This window comes from Mesorhizobium sp. U510, assembly GCF_059180695.1.
Map to the genome: position 1 here is coordinate 4,336,738 of NZ_CP180532.1, position 15,351 is coordinate 4,352,088.

Here is a 15,351-nt window from a genome sequence, read left to right on the forward strand (position 1 = left end):
CCGAAGATGTCGGCCAGCGTCCCGGCTAGCTTTCCAAGTTGACAGGCCTATCCTAAAAGCCCGCATAGCCGACAGAGAGGGGGATTCGGGGTGATAACATCTAATATTATTTACAGGGTGTTTCAGATCGCATATGGCCAAGGAACAGGAACTGCTTTCACAATAGATTTTAATGGAAATGAATACCTTGTGACTGCGGCTCATGTGATACCAAAAATAAAGAATGGCGATCCGATATATATTCGTCGCGGTTCTGAATGGGTAGAGCATCCTGTTTTATGGGTTTCTAAGGCAGAAGGTGATCTGGACGTCGCAGTCTTGCAGATCGGCGCAAAGCTCACGCCAAAAGACCTACCCGCCCTGGCCAGCAAAGCTGACATGATTTACGGCCAAGAGGTCTATTTTCTGGGATTTCCCTTCGGCTGGGTGGGGCACTTTCATACCCATGACGGCTACCCTTTGCCTTTTGTAAAGCGAGCCACCGCGTCGCTTTTCGACCCCTTACTGCTATATTTAGACGGCCACAACAATCCCGGCTTTTCCGGTGGACCCGTAGTTTTTAGACCCCCCAACCAAAACGATTTTAGAATTGCGAGTATCATCAGCGGCTACAGAACCGCCACCGAGAAGATAAAAATCGGCGAGGTTGTAACGGAATTCTCCACAAACGTTAACACAGGAATTATTCACTCCTACAACATTGAAATCGCGTTGGAGCTTCTCGAGGCGCAGGGCAGTAAGGGTACAGGGTGACCTTTTCGCGGGTGACACGCTCGCCGAAAACTGGCCGAAGCTGTGACACGGATTTAAGCAGTTGTGACACGGCGCATTGATTTCGTTGCGTTCCTAGGAGCCTTCCAAGCTGAATATGCGGGTTCGATTCCCGCTACCCGCTCCAGATTTCCGTCCCACAATCGTTAAGCCTGGACACTGCGCGACAACGCGCGCAGCGCTTCAGGGCATCGGTGTGCGCGTCAACTGTTGAACGCTGAAGCCACCTGGTGCTGCTGCGGCACCTGGCCGTTCGGCGTCAGCTTGTCGACGATGCCGGGCAGGGCGGTGGACAGCTGCTTGAGCAATTCCTGTTCGTCCAGCCCGGTGCGCTGTGCGATCTCGCGGATGACCTGCGGCCCGAGTGCGGCGCCGAGATCGTTGGCGTTGATCGACTGGTTCTGCCCGGTGCCGACCCAGGAATCGGCGACATTGCCGTGGCCGGCGTCCTTGAGCTTGCCGAGCAGGCCGCCCAGTCCGCCGAGCAGGCCGCCGTCACTGGCGGCGGGGTCGGCAGGCACGGGCGTTTGAGGCTGATCCGGCTGTTCGGCACTTCTGCCGCTCAGCATTTTTCCGACCAGCAACGCGCCGAGCGCGATCATCAGCGGTTTGGTGATGTTGCCGCCGGGAACGGCGTTGTCAAAAAGTCCCATAGTGGATCCTCCATCTCGACCAAGCCCGGCCCACCTTCAACAATGGCGCATCCGGGCGGAATTTCAAGCTGGCTTGAGGTTTTGACAATCATATGAAAATGTCGCGATGGCGGGGGATGGAGAGGAAAAAATGGGTATCATCAGCTGGATCATTCTCGGCGCCATCGCCGGCTTCCTGGGCAGCAAGATCGTCAACAAGACCGGCCAGGGTCTGATCATGGATGTCGTGCTCGGCATCGTCGGCGCCATTGTCGGCGGCGTGATCTGCAGCCAACTCTTCGGCGTGGGTGTCACCGGCCTCAACATTCCCAGCCTGATCGTCGCGGTGGTGGGCGCGGTAGTTGTGCTGTGGGCCTACCACCAATTCAGCGGAAGGCGGACGCTTTAAGCGCCGGCCGCATCGTCTGAAATTTCGAATTTCTGCTGGGGCGAGACCGGCTTCGGGCTTGCCTATGGCATCAGCACTGCATCGGCGGCAGCGAAGAAAATCAGCGTTCCGGTGATGAACACCGCCCAACCGATCAGCGACTTGCGAATGGCGGCCTTGTGCTCGGCGTCGGAGTTCTTGTTCTGGTCAAAATCGGTCATGGGGAGCTCCTTGGCTGATTGATCATGGCGTCGTGGATAGACGATACATCGCCGAATAGACGATCGACCTGGCCTCCGCAACATTGGACACAAGCGCTCGGCTGCCGATGCTAGGCGACGACGGTCAGCCGGCGCTTGCGCTGGTCCAGCGACACGATGGTCAGCCCGCTGGCCACCACCAGCAGGATGCCGCAGACCGCCAGAGTATTGGGGAACTGGCCGAACACCAGCAGGCCCGAAATGACGGCCCAGACGGTAAAACAGTAATAGAACGGCGCCACCGCGCTGGTCGGCCCGACGCGATAGGCCATGAAGATGAAGAAATGGCCGAAGATCAGGAAAAGACCGGCGCCGGCCAGCAGCAGCAAATGGCGTGCTTCGGGCATCACCCAGCGCTCGGATGCCAGATGCGCCGCGCCCGCGCCGATCAGCACCACCACCACGGCGGAAATCGCCACGATCATCCCCGGCACCTCTGCAGAAACACGCCTGCCGGCAAGGTCGCGCGCGGCTGACAGCGCGGCGTTGCCGAGCGCCAGCAGCGCATAGACGGAGATGCCTTGCATCGTCGGTTGCGCCACCATCAGCGCGCCGATGAAGCCGAGCCCGATCAGCGCCATGCGCTGGCCGCCGATGCGCTCGCCAAACAGGATCGAGGAACCGACCAGCATCAGCAGTGGCGTGATTTGTCCCAGCGCCGTGGAATCCGCGATCTGCATGTTGGCGAGCGCCACGACATAGCAAAGGATCGCCGCCAGCTCGAGCAGGTTCCTGCGCAGCACATGGCCGTCGAAGATCAACGGGATCTGTTTGCCGTAGCCCAGCAGGAACAACAGCGGGAAGCCCCAGAGCGCTGCCGCCACACCACGCAGGAACAGCACCTCGTAGGACGGCAACCCCGCGGTCGCGAGTTTCATCATCGTATCGTTGACCAGGTACGACCCGGTCGAGATGATCATGAACAGCGGGCCGCGGATCGAGGCAGGGATGAAATGCATGGGGTCAGGAGATCAGACCTCGGTGGCCGCCGCAATGGGCCATCAACCGACCGTGGCCGAGACAGGAATTGGCCGGCAAGAGCACGCGATCCAGGCCTCGATCGATCGGCCTGTCGCCCATTCCATTTCACCCATCGCCTTCCTATATCAGCGCCATATCCCCGCAATCGGATCCCAGGTTCGGACTGAGTGAGACGGCACCCGGCCAAAAGACGCTTGTGTTTTTTGGCCTTTGTCGCTAATCGCCCCGCATTCGACTGAACTGAAGGTCAAGGCCGTCCAAGGAAAGAGACTATGGCAAAAGGTAAATTCGAGCGCACTAAGCCTCATGTGAACATCGGCACGATTGGTCACGTTGACCATGGCAAGACGTCGCTGACGGCGGCGATCACGAAGTATTTTGGCGAGTACAAGCGCTACGACCAGATCGATGCGGCGCCGGAAGAGAAGGCACGCGGCATCACCATCTCGACGGCTCACGTTGAATACGAGACGGCCAACCGGCACTACGCTCACGTCGACTGCCCCGGCCACGCCGACTATGTGAAGAACATGATCACCGGTGCCGCGCAGATGGACGGCGCGATCCTGGTCGTGTCGGCCGCCGACGGCCCGATGCCGCAGACCCGCGAGCACATCCTGCTTGCCCGTCAGGTCGGCGTGCCGTCGATCGTGGTGTTCCTCAACAAGGTCGACCAGGTCGACGACGCCGAGCTGCTCGAACTGGTCGAGCTCGAGGTTCGCGAGCTGCTGTCGAAGAACGAGTTCCCCGGCGACGACATTCCGATCGTCAAGGGTTCGGCACTGGCCGCGCTTGAGGATTCCAACAAGACGATCGGCGAGGACGCGATCCGCGAGCTGATGGCTCAGGTCGACGCCTACATCCCGACGCCTGTTCGTCCGCTCGACAAGCCGTTCCTGATGCCGATCGAAGACGTGTTCTCGATCTCGGGCCGCGGCACGGTCGTGACCGGCCGCGTCGAGCGCGGCGTGGTCAAGGTCGGCGAGGAGCTGGAAATCATCGGCATCCGTCCGACGACCAAGACGACCTGCACGGGCGTGGAAATGTTCCGCAAGCTGCTCGATCAGGGCCAGGCTGGCGACAACATCGGCGCGCTGCTGCGTGGCGTTGATCGTGAAGGTGTCGAGCGCGGCCAGGTTCTGGCCAAGCCCGGTACGGTGAAGCCGCACAAGAAGTTCGTGGCCGAGGCCTACATCCTGACCAAGGACGAAGGTGGCCGTCACACGCCGTTCTTCACCAACTACCGTCCGCAGTTCTACTTCCGCACGACGGACGTGACCGGCATCGTGTCGCTGCCGGCTGGCACCGAGATGGTCATGCCTGGCGACAACATCACGGTCGATGTCGAGCTGATCGTGCCGATCGCCATGGAAGAGAAGCTGCGCTTCGCCATCCGTGAAGGCGGCCGCACCGTCGGTGCCGGCATCGTCGTCACCATCAAGGAATAATCGAGACCGGCAATAGCCGGATCGACAAGGAAAGGGCGGTCTTCGGGCCGCCCTTTTCGTTTACGTCGCTGCGTGACATCGGAACTGCGCCTACCCTGTTGCAAGCGCTATCACGGCAACTAGTATAGGTTGCATTGCGGGAGCTTGGCGAAAGAGTGGTTCCAGGGCGCTGTTTCAATGGGAAGGCATGGTGGTTGCGGGCGCTGGTTCGCCTCATGCTGTTGACCGCCATAGTGCTGCCTGTCCTGCCGGCCCGGGCCCAGGAGCAGTCGCTGGACATCCCACCGATGCGCTTCGCCGTCGTGCGCAGCAATGCGCCGGGCTGCGAGCCCAATTGTCCGGAATGGGTATCGGCTGAAGGCACGATCGCGGCGGGCACGCCGTCACTCTTCAAACGCACGCTCAAAACGCTGAAGGGACGGCAACTGCCTGTCGTCGTCAGCTCGCCCGGCGGCAATGTCGATGCCGCACTCGCACTTGGCAGGATGATCCGCAAGGCCAAGCTCGATATCGCCGTCGGCGTGACGGTGTTTACCGGCTGCCAGCCTGGGGCGAAGAATTGCAGCGACAACAAGGGCAAGGGTGCCGGCTATTTCGGCATGGCCTTTGACGACGGGGCCATGTGCAATTCGGCCTGTCCGCTGATGTTTTCCGGCGGTATCCGCCGCGTGGTCGGAGATTTCGCCTATCTCGGCGTCCATCAGATCACCACCACCTACAAGCGCGAGAAGCTGCTCTACCGGACCACCTACCGGATCGTGAACGGCAAGAAGAAGGTGATCAACACCAAGGTGGTCAGCCGGAAAAATGCCGGCAGCTACAAGACCTACGAGATGAGCAAGACGGTCGAGAAGACGCTATTGGCCTATCTCAGGGAAATGGGTATAGGCGACGGCGTGCTGGAAATGATGAAGGCCACGCCGGCCAGCGACATCCGCCAGATCACGCTCGACGATATGCTGGCGATGAAGCTGGTGACCAGCCGGGACGCGGCGGATCTGTTGACCTCCGCCGGCCTGTGCGCGCCGCAACAGCCGGCCGCGAATTGCCGGGAGATACCGAGCCCTGCAAACAATGCGACGCCATCGGCTGCTGCGACGGGCACGCCCGGGGATGTCGTGCCGGCTGGACCGGAAACCGCCAAGGCCGGCACGGACATGCGTTTTGTCGTGGTTCGCGGCAGCAATCCGCTGTGTAATCCCGACTGTCCGGAATGGATCTCGGCGGAAGGCGTGATTACGAGCCAGACACCGCAGAAGCTGCGCCAGTTGCTCGCCACACTTGGCGATCGGCGCCTGCCTGTCGTGATCAGCTCACGGGGAGGGGACCTGTCCGGCGCCCTGGCGGCGGGCCGGCTCATCCACGAAAGGAGGCTCGACGTCACCGTGGGCCGGACCGATTTCGTCGATTGCGACCCAGGGGCATGGAATTGCCTGGCCAAGGAGGGTGCCTATGCCGGATTGAGCATCGATGCGGGCGTGGAGTGCGATACGGCCTGCGCGCTGATGCTTGCCGGCGGCGCGAGAAGGCTTGTCGGTCCGCAGGCGCGGCTCAGCCTGTACCCGATGGGACAGAAGCAGATGGTCAAGGCGTATCTCGAGGAGATGGCGATCGGTCCCGCTCTGTTCAAGGCGATCGCGGGGCGTTCGGCCGAGCGCCGGCTTGAACCGGACATCATGCTGAAAGCGGGACTGACAACCGGACCGCAATCGGTCGACGCACTGACCGGCGCCACGATTTGCAAGGCCGTTCCCAGGCCCGATAATTGCCGCGGCCTGCCGCCCGCCAACGCGGCGGCCGAAGCGCCCGCAAAGCTGTAGTGCGCGGCTTTCCGAAACTGGCCATCGAGGCAGGTTGAGCTGCCTTCGATCTTTCCGCTATCGTCGCCGCGGGTGGCGCCGGGGCTGGCGGAGGATCGATAATGAGCCGGGATGTTCCGACACTCTATGAATGGGCCGGTGGCAGCGATGCCCTGAACCGGCTGACGCAGACCTTCTATGACAAGGTGGCAAAGGACCCGGTCGTCGGGCCGGTATTCAAGACGATGTCGCCGGACCATCCCGCCCATGTCGCGGCCTTCATCGGCGAGGTGTTCGGCGGACCGAAGATCTATAGCGAGAAATTCGGCGGCCACCGCGAGATGGTCATGCATCATCTGGGCAAGCACTTGACCGAGGAGCAGCGCCGCCGCTGGATCAACCTGCTCGCCGATGCAGCCGACGAGGTCGGCTTGCCGGACGATCCCGAATTCCGCTCGGCCTTCATGGGCTATGTCGAATGGGGATCCCGATTGGCCAAGATGAACTCCAATCTAGGCGAGACCTGCGATCCGGAAACCGAGCCGATGCCTGCCTGGGGCTGGGGCGTGCCGGGCGGGCCGTACACGCCGCCGGAAACAAAGTAGCTTCCAGCCGCCTCGGAGTGCGGACTGATGTCGGACGATTTCAAGATCGTGCGCTGGCGCGAGTGGGACGGCCCTGGCATCGAGCATCTCGAGATCGACCGCGATGGGCTGGTCGTGACCTATCCGGATTTCTGGCAAAGGGGATGAAGGCGCGTTTGCGTGCAAACCACTCTTTACAGAGAGCGCGGAAGCTTTTAGGAAGCCCCTGCTGCGCCGAGGCGCGCACGATACGGGCATAGCTCAGTTGGTAGAGCGGCGGTCTCCAAAACCGCAGGTCGTAGGTTCGAGCCCTGCTGCCCGTGCCATTTCGAAATGGCCGTCAGAAATGATGATTCCGCGGACCGCCCTTTGAAAATCGGCGACACGCTTGCCATGTTAGGCCGATTGGGGCATAAGGACGCCATAGCCGGGACGGAACGACTGGATGGTTCCGAGGCGGCGTTTGGTCATAAAGCGGACACTTGCCACTTGCGTGGATCAAGAATCGGTTTTATGTAGACAGAACAGACACGCGACGCGTGGAGCTGGGAAGCCGGCTTTACGCGTCTGATTTGCATGGGCGAAATGATTGCGCTGATTCGGCGCGAGACTGGGCTCAGGCGGCACGTCCCGGCCAGCGGGATCATCCAGGGGACCCGGCCAACGGGTCTTGAAGACAGAGCGGCATATGGCTTCGAAAACCACAAATCCTTTCGTCTTTCTCCAGCAGGTTCGCTCGGAGACCGCCAAGGTGACTTGGCCGTCGCGGCGCGAAACGATGATCTCGACGGTGATGGTTCTGGCCTTCGCTGTGATTGCGATGATCTTTTTCTTTAGCGCCGATCAGTTGATGGGCCTCGCGATCGAACAGATTCTGGGCATTGGACGCTAAGTCCGGCGACTACGGAGAAGTCTAAAAAAATGGCTGCGCGCTGGTACATCGTCCACGCTTATTCGAACTTTGAAAAGAAGGTCGCCGAGGACATCGAGAACAAGGCCAAGCAGAAGGGCCTGTCCGCCGATATCGAGCAGATCGTGGTGCCGACCGAGAAGGTGGTCGAAGTTCGTCGTGGCCGCAAGGTCGATGCCGAGCGCAAGTTCTTCCCGGGCTATGTGCTCCTGAAGGCCAATTTGACCGACGCCGTGTTCTCGCTCGTGAAGAACACGCCGAAGGTCACCGGCTTTCTCGGTGACTCCAAGCCGGTGCCGATCACCGAGGCGGAAGCGCAGCGCATCCTGAACCAGGTGCAGGAAGGCGTCGAGCGGCCGAAGCCCTCGGTCACTTTCGAGATCGGCGAGGCGATCCGCGTTTCGGATGGTCCTTTCGCGTCGTTCAACGGCTTCGTCCAGGAAGTGGACGAGGAGCGGGCGCGGCTCAAGGTGGAAGTTTCGATCTTCGGGCGCGCCGTGCCTGTCGATCTGGAATTCGGACAGGTCGAAAAGGGCTGATCCGAAATCCCTGATGCCGGTCTGGCGATCAGGGGGGCGGTGCGGAAACGCATGGCCTGAGAACGGTGGGAGGCGAATGTGGCTTTAGCCGGCCGCGCGAACCGCACCACCAGACTGCAACCGCCGGTGTTTCCCGAGATGGGGCCGGCATAGACAAAGGCAGGAAAAGAGATGGCTAAGAAAATTGCAGGCCAGCTCAAGCTTCAGGTCTCCGCGGGTTCGGCTACGCCGTCGCCCCCGATCGGCCCGGCGCTTGGTCAGCGTGGCATCAACATCATGGAGTTCTGCAAGGCGTTCAACGCGCAGACCCAGGAAATGGAAAAGGGATCGCCGGTTCCGGTCGTCATCACCTACTATCAGGACAAGTCGTTCACCTTCGTCATGAAGACGCCGCCGGTGAGCTACTTCCTGAAGAAGGCCGCGAACCTGAAGTCGGGCTCAAAGGAGCCGGGCAAGGTCAAGGCTGGCACCGTTTCGCGCGACAAGGTGCGCGAAATCGCGACCGCCAAGATGAAGGATCTGAACGCAAACGACGTCGAGGCGGCCATGCGCATGGTCGAGGGCTCCGCCCGCTCGATGGGTCTGGAAGTGGTGGGCTGAGATCATGGCAAAGATTGCAAAGCGTGTATCGAAGACCCGCGAAGGCATCGATCCCAACAAGGCTTATGCCCTGGGTGAAGCGCTGAAGCTGCTCAAGGACCGTTCCTCGGTCAAGTTCGACGAGACCGTCGAAGTCGCCATGAACCTCGGCGTCGACCCACGCCATGCCGACCAGATGGTCCGCGGCGTGGTCAACCTGCCGAACGGCACTGGCCGCTCGGTTCGCGTCGCCGTGTTCGCCCGTGGCGACAAGGCCGAGGAAGCCAAGGCCGCCGGCGCCGACATCGTCGGCGCGGAGGACCTGGTCGACATCGTCCAGAAGGGCACGATCGATTTCGATCGCTGCATCGCCACTCCGGACATGATGCCGCTGGTCGGCCGTCTCGGTAAGGTGCTCGGCCCGCGCGGCATGATGCCGAACCCGAAGGTCGGCACCGTCACCACCGACGTCGCCGCCGCCGTCAAGGCATCGAAGGGCGGCGCGGTCGAGTTCCGCGTCGAGAAGGCCGGCATCGTTCATGCCGGCGTCGGCAAGGTCTCGTTCGACGTCAAGGCGCTGGAAGAGAACATCCGCGCCTTCGCCGATGCGGTGACCAAGGCAAAGCCGGCTGGCGCTAAGGGCAACTACGTCAAGAAGGTGTCGGTCACCTCGACGATGGGCCCGGGCCTCAAGCTCGACGTCTCGACGCTCGCAGCGTCCTGATTAAGACCATTTGGATCGGCCGCCGCAAGGCCGATCCGTGACTGAATTCCGGGCCCCGGATTTATCCTGGGCCCGGTACCGGAAGCCGAAAGGCTTCCGGACATCCTGTCCGAGATTGCAGGCGGCCCAAAAGCCTTAATTCATGTGGGCCTGCATGAGACGGGTGAAGACCCGACAACGGAGCGAATGCTCCAATGAAAGGTTCGAACCGTGTTTGCCTTTTGTCTGCGCATCGCCGGCTTGTCCGTCGGTGTGGCGAAAGGGGGCAGGATCCTCGAGCGTCGTTCGGGAGATCCGTTACTGGATGGCCCGGCCGGCAAAAAGGCAACCCGACGCCTGTCCTCGAAATGAGATGTTCTCATTGACGGGATTGGGGTCAACTGGAGATAGGCAGTGGACAGAGCGGAAAAACGCGAACTCGTCACGGGCCTGAACGAAGCGTTCGGAAACGCAGGTTCAGTGGTCGTGGCCCACTATGCCGGTATCACCGTCGCGCAAATGAACGACCTTCGGTCGAAAATGCGCGCCGCCGGTGGCACCGTTAAAGTCGCGAAGAACCGTCTCGCCAAAATCGCTCTTCAGGGCACGGACTCCGCATCGATCATCGACCTGTTCAAGGGACAGACGCTGATTGCTTATTCGGAGGATCCGATTGCGGCGCCGAAGGTCGCGTCCGATTTCGCCAAGGGAAATGACAAGCTCGTCATTCTCGGCGGCGCAATGGGCACCACCTCGCTCAATGCCGACGGTGTGAAGGCACTCGCCACACTTCCGTCGCTCGATGAGCTGCGCGCCAGGCTGGTTGGCATGATCGCCACGCCGGCAACCCGGATCGCCCAGATCGTCAATGCGCCAGCGGCCTCGGTCGCGCGCGTCATCGGCGCTTACGCCCGGAAGGACGAGGCGGCATGAGGCCGTTCCTCGCTATCAAAAACACACGTTCGAACCTAACGAAGGAATACAACAATGGCTGATCTCGCAAAGATCGTAGACGACCTTTCGAAGCTGACCGTCCTCGAGGCGGCCGAGCTGTCGAAGCTTCTGGAAGAAAAGTGGGGCGTTTCGGCTGCTGCTCCGGTGGCGGTTGCCGCTGCTGGCGGCGCTGCCGCTGCTGCTGCTCCGGCTGAGGAAAAGACGGAATTCGACGTCGTCCTCACCGACGCTGGCGCGCAGAAGATCAACGTCATCAAGGAAGTCCGCGCCATCACCGGTCTTGGCCTCAAGGAAGCCAAGGACCTGGTCGAAGCGGCTCCGAAGCCGGTCAAGGAAGGCGTTTCCAAGGCCGACGCCGACAAGTTCAAGGCCCAGCTGGAAGCAGCCGGCGCCAAGGTCGACCTGAAGTAAGCGTAAAAGCGGCGGGCGGCCTCGCGCCGTCCGCCACTCCCTTCGCCTGGAGGGAGGACGCGTAGCGCGAGATGTACGAGAACCTCTTTCCTGAGGGCCGAAAACCGGCCTTCAGGAAACGGGTTTTCTCCCGTTTTAGCCGGCCGCCGAAAGGCGAACGGAGAACAGACAGAGAGCCGCCGCCCAGGCGGCTCGGTATGCAAGGCGGACCGCGGCGAGGTCCGTCCCGAGTTTAGAGCTAAGGAGCGACGATGGCCCAGACCCAGACTTTCAATGGCCGCAGACGCGTACGCAAGTTCTTCGGAAAGATTCCGGAAGTTGCGGAGATGCCGAACCTGATCGAGGTTCAGAAGGCATCCTATGACCAGTTCCTGATGGTGGACGAGCCCAAGGGCGGCCGTCCGGACGAGGGACTGCAGGCTGTTTTCAAGTCGGTCTTCCCGATCTCCGATTTTTCCGGCTCCTCGATGCTGGAGTTCGTGAAGTACGAGTTCGAAGGACCGAAATTCGACGTTGACGAATGCCGTCAGCGCGACCTGACCTATGCCGCGCCGCTGAAAGTGACGCTGCGCCTCATCGTGTTCGATATCGACGAGGATACTGGCGCCAAGTCGATCAAGGACATCAAGGAGCAGGACGTCTACATGGGCGACATGCCGCTCATGACCTTGAACGGCACCTTCATCGTCAACGGCACCGAGCGCGTCATCGTCTCGCAGATGCACCGTTCGCCGGGCGTCTTCTTCGACCACGACAAGGGCAAGTCGCACTCGTCGGGCAAGCTTCTGTTTGCCGCGCGCGTCATTCCCTATCGCGGCTCGTGGCTCGACATCGAGTTCGATTCCAAGGACGTCGTGCACGCCCGCATCGACCGCCGCCGCAAGATTCCGGTGACGTCGCTGTTGATGGCGCTCGGCATGGATGGCGAAGAGATCCTGTCGACCTTCTACAACAAGATCACCTATGTCCGCGCCGGCGACCACTGGCGCATTCCGTTCAACGTCGAGCGTTTCCGCGGCCTCAAGGCCGTCGGCGACCTGGTCGACGCCGATACGGGCGAGATCGTTGTCGAGGCCGGCAAGAAGATCACCGCCCGTCAGGCGCGCCAGCTCGGCGAAAAGGGCCTGAAGGCGATCAAGGCGACCGACGAGGATCTGCTCGGCAACTACCTGGCCGAGGACATCGTCAATTATGCCACCGGCGAGATCTTCCTCGAAGCCGGTGACGAGATCGACGAGAAGACCCTGAAGGTGCTGCTTGGCACCGGCGAGCAGGAGATCAAGGTTCTCGACATCGACCACGTCAATGTCGGCGCCTACATCAGAAACACGCTCAACGTCGACAAGAACGAGAGCCGCCAGGACGCGCTGTTCGACATCTATCGTGTCATGCGCCCCGGCGAGCCGCCGACGCTCGAGACCGCCGAAGCCATGTTCAACTCGCTGTTCTTCGACAGCGAGCGCTACGACCTGTCGGCTGTCGGCCGCGTCAAGATGAACATGCGCCTCGAGCTCAAGGCCGAGGACACCGTGCGCGTGCTGCGCAAGGAAGACATCCTGGCCGTGGTCAAGACGCTGGTCGAACTGCGCGACGGCAAGGGCGAGATCGACGACATCGACAATCTCGGCAACCGCCGCGTGCGTTCCGTCGGCGAGCTGATGGAGAACCAGTACCGCGTCGGCCTGCTGCGCATGGAGCGCGCGATCAAGGAGCGTATGTCCTCGATCGAGATCGACACGGTGATGCCGCAGGACCTGATCAACGCCAAGCCGGCGGCCGCCGCCGTGCGCGAGTTCTTCGGTTCCTCGCAGCTGTCGCAGTTCATGGACCAGACCAACCCGCTGTCGGAGATCACCCACAAGCGTCGTCTTTCGGCGCTTGGACCGGGCGGTCTGACCCGCGAGCGCGCCGGTTTCGAAGTGCGCGACGTGCACCCTACGCATTACGGCCGTATCTGCCCGATCGAAACGCCGGAAGGCCCGAATATCGGTCTGATCAACTCGCTGGCCACCTTCGCACGCGTCAACAAGTACGGCTTCATCGAGAGCCCGTACCGCAAGATCGTCGACGGCAAGCTGACCAATGACGTCGTCTATCTCTCGGCGATGGAAGAAGCCAAGCACCATGTCGCGCAGGCAAATGCCGAGCTCGACAAGAATGGCGGCTTCGTCGACGAGTTCGTCATTTGCCGCAGTGCCGGTGAAGTGATGATGGCGCCGCGCGAAAACGTCGACCTGATGGACGTGTCGCCCAAGCAGATGGTGTCGGTAGCCGCGGCCCTGATCCCGTTCCTGGAAAACGACGACGCCAACCGCGCTCTGATGGGCTCGAACATGCAGCGTCAGGCCGTGCCGCTGGTGCGCGCCGAGGCGCCGTTCGTCGGCACCGGCATGGAGCCGATCGTCGCCCGTGACTCGGGCGCCGCCATCGGCGCCCGCCGCGGCGGCATCGTCGACCAGGTGGACGCGACGCGTATCGTCATCCGCGCGACGGAAGATCTCGATCCGGGCAAGTCCGGCGTCGACATCTACCGGCTGATGAAGTTCCAGCGTTCGAACCAGAACACCTGCATCAACCAGCGTCCGCTGGTGCGCATGGGTGACCGGGTCAACAAGGGCGACATCATCGCCGACGGCCCGTCGACCGAGCTCGGCGATCTGGCGCTCGGCCGCAACGTGCTGGTCGCGTTCATGCCGTGGAACGGCTACAACTACGAGGACTCGATCCTGCTCTCCGAGCGCATCGTGGCCGACGACGTCTTCACCTCGATCCACATCGAGGAGTTCGAGGTCATGGCGCGCGATACCAAGCTCGGTCCGGAGGAAATCACGCGCGACATTCCGAACGTTTCAGAAGAAGCGCTGAAGAACCTCGACGAAGCCGGCATCGTCTATATCGGTGCGGAAGTGCAGCCGGGCGACATCCTGGTCGGCAAGATCACGCCGAAGGGCGAAAGCCCGATGACGCCGGAAGAGAAGCTTCTGCGCGCCATCTTCGGCGAAAAGGCTTCCGACGTGCGCGACACCTCGATGCGCATGCCTCCGGGCACTTTCGGCACCGTCGTCGAGGTGCGCGTGTTCAATCGCCACGGTGTGGAGAAGGACGAGCGCGCCATGGCGATCGAGCGCGAGGAGATCGAACGCCTCGCCAAGGACCGCGACGACGAGCAGGCCATCCTGGACCGCAACGTCTACGCGCGTCTTTCCGACGTGCTCGTCGGCAAGGAAGCGATCGCTGGACCGAAGGGCTTCAAGAAGGGCTCGACGCTGTCCAAGGACACGCTCGACGAGTATCCGCGTTCGCAATGGTGGCAGTTCGCCGTGGAGAACGAAAAGCTCCAGAGCGAACTGGAAGCCCTGCGTGGCCAGTACGACGACTCCAAGAAGGCGCTCGAGCAGCGCTTCATGGACAAGGTCGAGAAGGTGCAGCGCGGCGACGAAATGCCTCCGGGCGTCATGAAGATGGTCAAGGTCTTCGTGGCGGTGAAGCGCAAGATGCAGCCGGGCGACAAGATGGCCGGCCGTCACGGCAACAAGGGTGTCGTGTCACGCATCGTTCCGGTCGAGGACATGCCTTTCCTCGAGGACGGCACGCATGCCGATATCGTGCTCAACCCGCTGGGTGTGCCGAGCCGCATGAATGTCGGCCAGATCCTGGAAACGCATCTGGGCTGGGCCTGCGCGGGCATGGGCAAGAAGATCGGCGAGCTGATCGACACGTACAAGGCCGCCGGCGACATCAAGCCGCTGCGCAAGACGCTCGAGAGCTTCATGCCGGCCAATGACCGTAACGAGCCGATCCGCGAGTATGACGACGAGAGCATTGTTCGCCTCAGCGAACAGATGCGCCGCGGCGTCTCGATCGCGACCCCGGTGTTCGACGGTGCCCACGAGGCTGACATCAACATCATGCTGGAGCAGGCGGGCCTGCACACCAGCGGTCAGTCGCAGCTCTATGACGGACGCACGGGCGAGCCGTTCGATCGCAAGGTGACGATGGGCTATATCTACATGCTCAAGCTTCACCACCTCGTGGACGACAAGATCCACGCGCGTTCGATCGGTCCGTACTCGCTCGTCACCCAGCAGCCGCTGGGCGGCAAGGCGCAGTTCGGTGGCCAGCGCTTCGGCGAAATGGAGGTCTGGGCGCTGGAAGCCTACGGCGCCGCCTACACGCTGCAGGAAATGCTGACGGTGAAGTCGGACGACGTCGCCGGCCGCACCAAGGTCTACGAGGCGATCGTGCGCGGCGACGACACGTTCGAGGCCGGCATTCCGGAGAGCTTCAACGTGCTCGTCAAGGAAATGCGGTCTCTCGGCCTCAATGTCGAGCTGGAGAACACCAAGCTCGACGACGCCCCGGTTCGGCTGCCCGACGCGGCTGAGTAAAGGC

Annotated in this window: 15 protein-coding genes and 1 tRNA gene; 13 read left to right on the forward strand and 3 right to left on the reverse strand. The window is 61.7% G+C overall.

All coding sequences use genetic code 11. The annotated features are described in order from the left end of the window. The first annotated feature begins 117 nt into the window (after positions 1 to 117). Positions 118 to 753 carry a S1 family peptidase gene (locus ACLGL5_RS22760; protein ID WP_171903289.1) on the forward strand — a complete coding sequence of 212 codons (636 nt, stop codon included), beginning with the start codon at positions 118 to 120 and terminating at the stop codon, positions 751 to 753. Positions 754 to 974: 221 nt separating this feature from the next. Here the strand turns inward: ACLGL5_RS22760 and ACLGL5_RS22765 are convergent, their stop codons facing one another. Continuing rightward, complete coding sequence (locus tag ACLGL5_RS22765; protein WP_019857948.1) at positions 975 to 1,424, reverse strand: YidB family protein; 450 nt, start codon at positions 1,422 to 1,424, stop codon at positions 975 to 977. 130 nt (positions 1,425 to 1,554) lie between these two features. Between ACLGL5_RS22765 and ACLGL5_RS22770 the strand changes: the two genes are divergently transcribed. After that, positions 1,555 to 1,812, forward strand: coding sequence for a GlsB/YeaQ/YmgE family stress response membrane protein (locus ACLGL5_RS22770; protein WP_019857949.1), 258 nt, complete (start codon positions 1,555 to 1,557; stop codon positions 1,810 to 1,812). A gap of 62 nt (positions 1,813 to 1,874) precedes the next feature. Here ACLGL5_RS22770 and ACLGL5_RS22775 read toward each other — a convergent pair whose 3' ends face one another. Together ACLGL5_RS22775 and ACLGL5_RS22780 are read right to left on the reverse strand one after the other, a co-directional pair. After that, positions 1,875 to 2,012, reverse strand: coding sequence for a hypothetical protein (locus ACLGL5_RS22775; protein ID WP_167470477.1), 138 nt, complete (start codon positions 2,010 to 2,012; stop codon positions 1,875 to 1,877). A 110-nt stretch (positions 2,013 to 2,122) separates the two neighbouring features. Then, positions 2,123 to 3,010 (reverse strand): DMT family transporter, encoded by an 888-nt coding sequence (locus ACLGL5_RS22780; protein WP_069092107.1) that lies wholly within the window; start codon positions 3,008 to 3,010, stop codon positions 2,123 to 2,125. A 294-nt stretch (positions 3,011 to 3,304) separates the two neighbouring features. On the opposite strand from ACLGL5_RS22780, the gene tuf reads away from it, so the two are divergent. From tuf to rpoB, 11 genes are all read left to right on the forward strand, one after another. After that, the gene (gene tuf / locus ACLGL5_RS22785; RefSeq protein ID WP_010909256.1) at positions 3,305 to 4,480 is read left to right on the forward strand and encodes an elongation factor Tu; all 1,176 of its coding nucleotides are present in this window, start codon (positions 3,305 to 3,307) and stop codon (positions 4,478 to 4,480) included. 215 nt (positions 4,481 to 4,695) lie between these two features. After that, entirely contained in the window at positions 4,696 to 6,300 is a 1,605-nt protein-coding gene (locus ACLGL5_RS22790; RefSeq protein WP_245307139.1) for a COG3904 family protein, read from the forward strand. A gap of 101 nt (positions 6,301 to 6,401) precedes the next feature. After that, positions 6,402 to 6,884 (forward strand): group II truncated hemoglobin, encoded by a 483-nt coding sequence (locus tag ACLGL5_RS22795; protein ID WP_069092109.1) that lies wholly within the window; start codon positions 6,402 to 6,404, stop codon positions 6,882 to 6,884. A 229-nt stretch (positions 6,885 to 7,113) separates the two neighbouring features. Beyond that, positions 7,114 to 7,189: transfer RNA gene (locus ACLGL5_RS22800), tRNA-Trp, on the forward strand. 362 nt (positions 7,190 to 7,551) lie between these two features. Next, complete coding sequence (gene secE, locus ACLGL5_RS22805; RefSeq protein WP_010909260.1) at positions 7,552 to 7,755, forward strand: preprotein translocase subunit SecE; 204 nt, start codon at positions 7,552 to 7,554, stop codon at positions 7,753 to 7,755. Positions 7,756 to 7,784: 29 nt separating this feature from the next. Further along, entirely contained in the window at positions 7,785 to 8,312 is a 528-nt protein-coding gene (gene nusG, locus ACLGL5_RS22810; RefSeq protein WP_010909261.1) for a transcription termination/antitermination protein NusG, read from the forward strand. A gap of 171 nt (positions 8,313 to 8,483) precedes the next feature. Beyond that, positions 8,484 to 8,912 carry a 50S ribosomal protein L11 gene (gene rplK, locus ACLGL5_RS22815; RefSeq protein ID WP_010909262.1) on the forward strand — a complete coding sequence of 143 codons (429 nt, stop codon included), beginning with the start codon at positions 8,484 to 8,486 and terminating at the stop codon, positions 8,910 to 8,912. 4 nt (positions 8,913 to 8,916) lie between these two features. Then, entirely contained in the window at positions 8,917 to 9,615 is a 699-nt protein-coding gene (gene rplA, locus ACLGL5_RS22820) for a 50S ribosomal protein L1 (protein WP_010909263.1), read from the forward strand. 393 nt (positions 9,616 to 10,008) lie between these two features. Continuing rightward, positions 10,009 to 10,527 (forward strand): 50S ribosomal protein L10, encoded by a 519-nt coding sequence (gene rplJ, locus ACLGL5_RS22825; RefSeq protein WP_019857958.1) that lies wholly within the window; start codon positions 10,009 to 10,011, stop codon positions 10,525 to 10,527. A gap of 54 nt (positions 10,528 to 10,581) precedes the next feature. Then, positions 10,582 to 10,959, forward strand: a complete 378-nt coding sequence (gene rplL / locus ACLGL5_RS22830; RefSeq protein ID WP_010909265.1) for a 50S ribosomal protein L7/L12 — start codon at positions 10,582 to 10,584, stop codon at positions 10,957 to 10,959. Between the two features lie 251 nt (positions 10,960 to 11,210). Next, positions 11,211 to 15,347, forward strand: a complete 4,137-nt coding sequence (gene rpoB / locus ACLGL5_RS22835) for a DNA-directed RNA polymerase subunit beta (protein ID WP_010909266.1) — start codon at positions 11,211 to 11,213, stop codon at positions 15,345 to 15,347. Positions 15,348 to 15,351 lie beyond the last annotated feature (4 nt).

Excerpts from the sequence above, each read along its gene's own strand:
- ACLGL5_RS22765 (WP_019857948.1), bottom strand. The coding sequence starts at position 1,424 with ATGGGACTTTTTGACAACGCCGTTCCCGGCGGCAACATCACCAAACCG.
- ACLGL5_RS22770 (WP_019857949.1), top strand. The coding sequence starts at position 1,555 with ATGGGTATCATCAGCTGGATCATTCTCGGCGCCATCGCCGGCTTCCTG.
- ACLGL5_RS22775 (WP_167470477.1), bottom strand. The coding sequence starts at position 2,012 with ATGACCGATTTTGACCAGAACAAGAACTCCGACGCCGAGCACAAGGCC.
- ACLGL5_RS22780 (WP_069092107.1), bottom strand. The coding sequence starts at position 3,010 with ATGCATTTCATCCCTGCCTCGATCCGCGGCCCGCTGTTCATGATCATC.
- tuf (WP_010909256.1), top strand. The coding sequence starts at position 3,305 with ATGGCAAAAGGTAAATTCGAGCGCACTAAGCCTCATGTGAACATCGGC.
- ACLGL5_RS22790 (WP_245307139.1), top strand. The coding sequence starts at position 4,696 with ATGCTGTTGACCGCCATAGTGCTGCCTGTCCTGCCGGCCCGGGCCCAG.
- ACLGL5_RS22795 (WP_069092109.1), top strand. The coding sequence starts at position 6,402 with ATGAGCCGGGATGTTCCGACACTCTATGAATGGGCCGGTGGCAGCGAT.
- secE (WP_010909260.1), top strand. The coding sequence starts at position 7,552 with ATGGCTTCGAAAACCACAAATCCTTTCGTCTTTCTCCAGCAGGTTCGC.
- nusG (WP_010909261.1), top strand. The coding sequence starts at position 7,785 with ATGGCTGCGCGCTGGTACATCGTCCACGCTTATTCGAACTTTGAAAAG.
- rplK (WP_010909262.1), top strand. The coding sequence starts at position 8,484 with ATGGCTAAGAAAATTGCAGGCCAGCTCAAGCTTCAGGTCTCCGCGGGT.
- rplA (WP_010909263.1), top strand. The coding sequence starts at position 8,917 with ATGGCAAAGATTGCAAAGCGTGTATCGAAGACCCGCGAAGGCATCGAT.
- rplL (WP_010909265.1), top strand. The coding sequence starts at position 10,582 with ATGGCTGATCTCGCAAAGATCGTAGACGACCTTTCGAAGCTGACCGTC.
- rpoB (WP_010909266.1), top strand. The coding sequence starts at position 11,211 with ATGGCCCAGACCCAGACTTTCAATGGCCGCAGACGCGTACGCAAGTTC.